5 protein-coding genes and 2 pseudogenes are annotated in these 6,032 nt (G+C 67.2%); 4 read left to right on the plus strand and 3 right to left on the minus strand.

The window, feature by feature from the left end; translation table 11 throughout:
- The first annotated feature begins 152 nt into the window (after positions 1–152).
- Positions 153–1,161, plus strand: a pseudogene (locus tag AC5FRZ_RS16510) (amidohydrolase family protein).
- On the opposite strand, the gene AC5FRZ_RS16515 reads toward AC5FRZ_RS16510, so the two are convergent.
- The 3 genes from AC5FRZ_RS16515 to AC5FRZ_RS16525 all read right to left on the minus strand — a co-directional run bounded on the left by AC5FRZ_RS16515 (position 1,158) and on the right by AC5FRZ_RS16525 (position 2,674).
- Positions 1,158–1,628, minus strand: a complete 471-nt coding sequence (locus AC5FRZ_RS16515; RefSeq protein WP_170093031.1) for an Lrp/AsnC family transcriptional regulator — start codon at positions 1,626–1,628, stop codon at positions 1,158–1,160. The pseudogene AC5FRZ_RS16510 and the gene AC5FRZ_RS16515 overlap by 4 nt on opposite strands.
- A gap of 66 nt (positions 1,629–1,694) precedes the next feature.
- Positions 1,695–2,339 (minus strand): DedA family protein, encoded by a 645-nt coding sequence (locus AC5FRZ_RS16520; protein ID WP_493565143.1) that lies wholly within the window; start codon positions 2,337–2,339, stop codon positions 1,695–1,697.
- Positions 2,340–2,410: 71 nt separating this feature from the next.
- Positions 2,411–2,674: a hypothetical protein gene (locus AC5FRZ_RS16525; protein WP_493565144.1), complete on the minus strand. Its 264-nt coding sequence runs from the start codon at positions 2,672–2,674 to the stop codon at positions 2,411–2,413.
- 112 nt (positions 2,675–2,786) lie between these two features.
- On the opposite strand from AC5FRZ_RS16525, the pseudogene hemB reads away from it, so the two are divergent.
- From hemB to AC5FRZ_RS16540, 3 genes and pseudogenes are all read left to right on the plus strand, one after another.
- A pseudogene (hemB, locus tag AC5FRZ_RS16530) lies at positions 2,787–3,810 on the plus strand (porphobilinogen synthase).
- 73 nt (positions 3,811–3,883) lie between these two features.
- Positions 3,884–5,401, plus strand: coding sequence for a DUF6498-containing protein (locus tag AC5FRZ_RS16535; RefSeq protein ID WP_493565145.1), 1,518 nt, complete (start codon positions 3,884–3,886; stop codon positions 5,399–5,401).
- 115 nt (positions 5,402–5,516) lie between these two features.
- Entirely contained in the window at positions 5,517–5,996 is a 480-nt protein-coding gene (locus AC5FRZ_RS16540) for a hypothetical protein (RefSeq protein ID WP_493565146.1), read from the plus strand.
- Positions 5,997–6,032 lie beyond the last annotated feature (36 nt).

The following is a 6,032-nucleotide window of genomic DNA, read 5'->3' on the forward strand; positions in this document are numbered from 1 at the left end:
GACGGTTTTCTCACACACTGTCACCGTCGCGGAGACCGCTCTCGTTTTCCGCCGCGTTGCCGTCGGCTTGCCCACGCCGGCCCATAACGCTACCGGATCGTTCGAATATCGCGTATAGAAAACCATATCGTTCTCTGTCCATCACCACGGGTATGCCTGCGTTAGAGGGAACCGTTCTCGTCGGTGAGTCGTTCGAACCCGTCACCGGTCGTGTCGTCGTCGAAGACGGCCGGATCGAGCGATCGAAGAGACCGACACCGCGTCGACGGACATCATCCTGCCGGCGTTCGTCAACGCGCACACCCACCTCGGGGACGCGGTCGCGAAAGACGCCGCCGTCGGGCTCTCGAAGCGGCGGCGGTCGCACCGCCCGACAGCCTGAAACACCGTCGACTGGCCGAAGCCGACCGGACCGAGCTCGTCACCGCGATGCGCCGGACGCTTCGATTCATGCAGCGGACCGGGACCGTCTCGACGCTGGACTTCCGGGAGTTCGGCATCGAGGGCGCGCGGACGCTCCGTGAGCCGCCGAGCCGCTGTCGATCGATCCGTTCGTCTTCGGGAGCGGGGACGTCGGTCCTCGACGTGGCCGACGGCTTCGGAGCCAGCGGTGCCAACGACGACGACTTCGGGCCACAGCGCGATGCAGCGGCCGACCGGGGCGTCCCCTTCGCCATTCACGCCGGAGAACCGGATCAGACGGACATCCACCCCGCGCTCGATCTGGAGCCGGACCTGCTCGTCCACATGGTCCACGCCGGGGAGCACCTCGAACGCGTCGCCGAGCAGTCCGTTCCGGTGGCGGTGTGTCCGCGCGCCAACACGGTCCTCGGCGTCGGCCGACCGCCGATTCGAGACCTGCTCGATCACACGACCGTCGCGCTCGGGACGGACAACGTCATGCTGAATCCGCCGTCGATGTTCCGAGAGATGGCGTACACGGTCAGGCAGTTCGACGTGAGCGCCCGCGAGGTACTGCGGATGGCGACGACGGCCGGGGCCGAGATCGCGGGCCTCGACTGTGGCGTCGTCGCGCCCGGCAAGCGGGCGGCCCTGACCGTCCTCGACGGCGACTCGGACAATCTGGCCGGCTCACGCCATCCCGTCGAGAGCGTCGTCCGGCGCGCGACCGCGCTGGACGTCGAGCGCGTGATCTGTTAACTGTCTTCCGGGTCGAACTCGCCGAAGGGCGTCGTCTCGTGGCTCCGAACGAGCACCTCGTCGGCGACCGTCACGCCCATGTCGAGCAGCTCCTGTGCGACCGGCGTGATGTCGCTGTCGGACTCGCCGACGACCGTCACGAGGAGGTTCTCCTCGCCGGTGACCAGCTCCTGGACGGAGACGACGCCGTCGATCGACAGGATCTCCGGGACGATCTCGCCCCGCTCCGGGATCGACGCGGTACAGAAAAGCAGCATGCGGAGCGGATAGCCCGACTCCTGGTAGTCCACCTCGGCGCTGTACCCTTTGATGATCTCGTCGCCTTCGAGGCGCTGGATGCGCTTGCGGACCGTGCTGTCCGAGGTGCCGGTTCGTTCTGCGATGTCCCCCGACGACATGTCGCGGGCGTCTTCCTGCAGCGCGTACAGGATCGCCCTGTCCACGTCGTCGAGGTCCGTGTTGCTCATACCCGTACCTCCAGCGCAGAGACACTTTACCTTTGTTAGCCGACCAGTTCGTCGTCGCCCGGTCTATCACAGGAACCACAGGAAGCCGGCCTCGTTGAGGTAGTAAAACGAGACCGCGAGCCACGTCTCGAAGACCAGCGTCCCGGCGGCCGACAGCGCGGCGAACCGTCGGACGCGCATCTCGGCGACGCCCGGCACCGTCAACATGCCGCGGGTGAACAGGAGCGCGTTGCTGACGGGGACGGCGGCGTGACCCCAGCGATCGAACCAGCCGTCGAAGCGGTCGAGCTTCGACTCGCTGACGCGGAACCACGGCTTCTGCAGGAGCCACTCGCGGCCGCCCCGCTGAGCGAGCACGAACAGGGCCGTCTGGCCCGCCGTCGCCCCGACGACGGCCACCACGAAGATGGCGACGATCGCACCCCAGTCGTAGCCTGCGTCGGTCGTCGCCAGCGCGCCGATGGCGGCGGGGACGAGCACCTCGCTGGGGGCGAAGTACAGCAACATCGCGCCTTCGAGGACGAAGATCACGAGCAGCGCCGCGAGCCCGTACCGCTGGATCAGCTCGCGGGCCAGTTGCTCGTCGCCGACGACGAACAGCGCCACACCGGCTCCCGCCAGGACGACGAACGAGAGCGCGATCGCGAGCAGGCCGTACTCCTCGGCCCACGTCCGGAGCCGCGAGCGTGCGGGGAACGCCAGAGAGGCCATTCGACAGGGGCAACGATCCTGCGGTGCAAATGCTTTCTGTTACCCGTCGTCCGCGCGGTTCACCCAGACGATCAGTGCGACGACACTCGCGACGATCCCCGCGGTGTAGGCGATCCAGAGCCTGTCGGTCGCGCCGCCGGTGGGTCAGGACGGCCATCGCGCCCGTCGAGACCGACGAGGATCGTGTACGTGCCGACGGCGTCGACCACCGACGGCTCCGGGCTGTCGTCGGGGCCGACGCCCGCGATGAGAGTCGTCACGCGACCGAACCTGATCAGGACGCCGAGGGCGAGCAGGAGCGCGCTGCCCGCGACGGTCACGGTGCCAGCGGTCATAGCTCGCCGTTCGGGCGACGCGACCGAAAACGTTCGCCCGGGATCGACAGACCAGCGCCGCCGGGCCACTCGGAGCGGTGACTTCATTGGGCCGAGCCACCGAGACCCTCGTATGCAACCGACACGCCGACCTCGCCGGCTCCGGACCGACGGCGTCCGCGGGCTGGTCAGCGAGACCGCTCTCGCCAGCGGACCTGATCGCGCCGATCTTCGTCGACGCCACCACCGACGAGCGGGTGCCCATCGAGACGATGCCGGGTCACGAACGCGTTCCCGTCGAGGCGGCCGTCGACCGCGTCGAGGTGCTGGCGACCGGCGTCGAGGCGGTGATCGTCTTCGGCGTTCCCGAGACAAAGGACGAACGCGGCTCGCGAGCCTGGGCGACCGACGGCGTCGTCCAGCGCGCGGTCCGGTCGATCACCGACGAGACCGACGCCTACGTCATCACTGACGTGTGTCTCTGTGAGTACACCAGTCACGGCCACTGCGGATCGTCGAGGCGGGCGCGGCCGACGACCCGACGCTGACGGTCCGCAACGACCCGACCCTGGAACTGCTCTCGAAGACGGCGGTCTCGCACGCTCGCGCGGGAGCAGACATGGTCGTCGCGCCTTCCAGCATGACCGACGGGATGGTCGGGGCGATCCGCGAGGCGCTCGACGACGACGGCTTCTCGGACGTGCCGATCGCTACGCGGCCAAGTATGAGTCGGCGTTCTACGGTCCCTTCCGCGACGCCGCCGACGGCGCACCTGCCTTCGGCGACCGGCGACACTACCAGATGGACCCCGCGAACGGCCGCGAGGCCATGCGGGAGGTCGCCCTCGACGTCGAGCAGGGCGCGGACGTGCTGATGGTCAAGCCCGCGCTGCCCTACCTCGACGTGGTCCGGGAGATCCGCGAGTCCTACGATCACCCCGTCGCCGCCTACAACGTCAGCGGCGAGTACGCGATGTTGCACGCCGCCAGCGAGAGGGGTGGCTCGACCTCGACGCGGTCGCCCACGAGTCGCTGCTCTCGATCAAGCGGGCCGGCGCGGACCTCATCCTCACTTACTTCGCCGAGGACATCGCCCAGCGTTTCTCGAGGTCGCCGGGCGGTGTGGTCGCCGCACTCGCCAGCTCTCCCTTTCCGTGACACGGCCGTGGGTCCAGATCGGACGGCGGGCTACCGGGCCATTCATTTACCGAGCGTCGCTACCGACGCGTAGATGGTCGCCCTCCGCCGGATCGTCCCGTCGACGGACAGCCGTCGGCTCGAACTCGCAGAGATTACCCTCACCAACGCCGTGCCGGTCGTCGGCGTCGTCGCCTTCGAGTGGAACGTCGCCGCCCTCCTCGTGCTCTACTGGTTCGAACTCGCCGTCGACGCGGTGTGGGCGTTCGTGCGTGCGCTGTTTGCCGCCCGCCCGCCCGAGATCGACACCGACGGGCTGTTGATCGGAGCGGTGGCACAGCGCCGGCCGACGCTCGACGTTCCGTGGACCGCCCTCCAGATCCACGTCGTGACGCTGCTGACCCTCCCGATCGCGGTGCTGGTCGTCGCCGGGGTCTGGCTGTTCGCCGGTGCCTTCCTCGTCGGCCCACTGGGCACGTCGGCGCTCGACGACGACACGATCGCCAGCGTGACCCTGGCCACGCTCGCGATCCTCTGTACGACCGGTGTGTCGACGATACGGACCTACTTCCTGCGTGGCGAGTACCGGAACCACAACTCTCAGACCGCCATCAGCGGTGTCGTCTTTCGCATCTTTACCGTGTTCTTTGCCGGTATATTCACGCTCACGATGGTCGGTCTCGTCACCGCTGGACCCGACACGACGCTGGGATCGCTCGACCCCACTGCCGTCGGTCCGGCGCTGCTGCTCGCGATTATCGGTCTGAAGTTCGCCTCTGACTTCCTGAGCGTGTACAGCGACCGACTCGCCGTCTACTTCGTCTCGTACGACGAGACGTACGGGTGTCAGCCCCCGTCGGAACCCCAGTCGGTCGCGGGTGTGCCCGCCGACGCGGCCGACCGGGTTCGACCGACGCTCGCGGGTCGCGTCCTCGGGGCGTGCTGCGCCTCCCAGCACCAGGGGGTCGCGTTTCTCGGTGTCTTTCTGCTGGCCGTCGCGGCGCTGTTTGCCTTCGGCAGCGCCTGGTCCGTCGTCGGACTCCTGGTCGCGCTGGCCGTCGCGGTTCCACTGACACTCGTCTCCGTCGATCACCTGTTGCGATACGGCGCACTCGAGTACCGCGTTGCCCAGGACGAGCGTGCCCTCGTCGCGTACGACCGGCTGTTCGGCGTCTCGCTGTGGCGCGTCGAGCCCTGGGACGAGACGGCCGTTCGGATCGAACGGACGCTCCTCGATCGGTTGCTCGGCACCGAGACGGTCGTCGTCGAGTTGCCCGACGACAGTACCTGCTCCGCATCTCCCCGCGACGACGCCGATCCTGTCGGTCTTCGACCGCGAGCCCGATCGACCCCAGTCGTGAGCCCGGACGAGCAGCGCCGACGCGCCACGTCACGACTCTCGGGGACCGACGTGGCGACACTGCTGTCGGTGGGTGCGCGCGAGCGAAATTCCTCGAAGCAGCGGAATCGGCCGTTCTCCCGGTTGACGAACGTTCGAAATCTGGGCGGACAGGCGGCGGTTTTCTGGACGGAATACAACCTTATATCGATAATATCATACCTTAATCTGGACGCTCGTCTACGCAACACCCTCCTATCTCTGTTATTGTAAAGCAAATCCTTATGTAGGGCTACGGCAAGACCACTTCCGTGAGCAAGTTGACGATGACGGGTGCTGTGGAGATAAAGCTGGACATTCAAACGCAATTCAAACACGATCCAAAACAATGACGTACGAACTACTACAGTCGAGCCCAGAAACGATTGTCGAGGGAGTCAACCTCCTGTGGGTACTGGTGGTAACGTTCCTGATCTTCTTCATGCACGCGGGCTTCGCCATGCTGGAGGCGGGCCAGGTGCGCTCGAAGAACGTCGCGAACCAGCTGACGAAGAACCTCCTGACCTGGAGTGTCGGCGTCGCACTGTTCTTCCTCGTCGGGGCGACCGTCGAGGGACTGGTCGGCGGTGCCGGACTCTCCTGGCAGATGAACGGTAGCTCGTCGGGCTGGGTGACGTGGCTGTTCGGGGCCGTCTTCGCGATGACGGCGGCGACGATCGTCTCCGGGGCCGTCGCCGGTCGCAAGCTCCGCGCGCGCGTACATCACGTACACGGTCCTCATCGCCGCAGTGATACCCGGTGGTCAGCGGGATGTCGTGGTACGACGGCGGGCTCCTCGCGGGCCTTCCAGCTGCTGCGCCACTGCTGACTTCGCTGGCGGCATGGTCGTTCACGGCATGGGCGG

This window comes from Halomicrobium sp. HArcht1-1 (assembly GCF_058933285.1).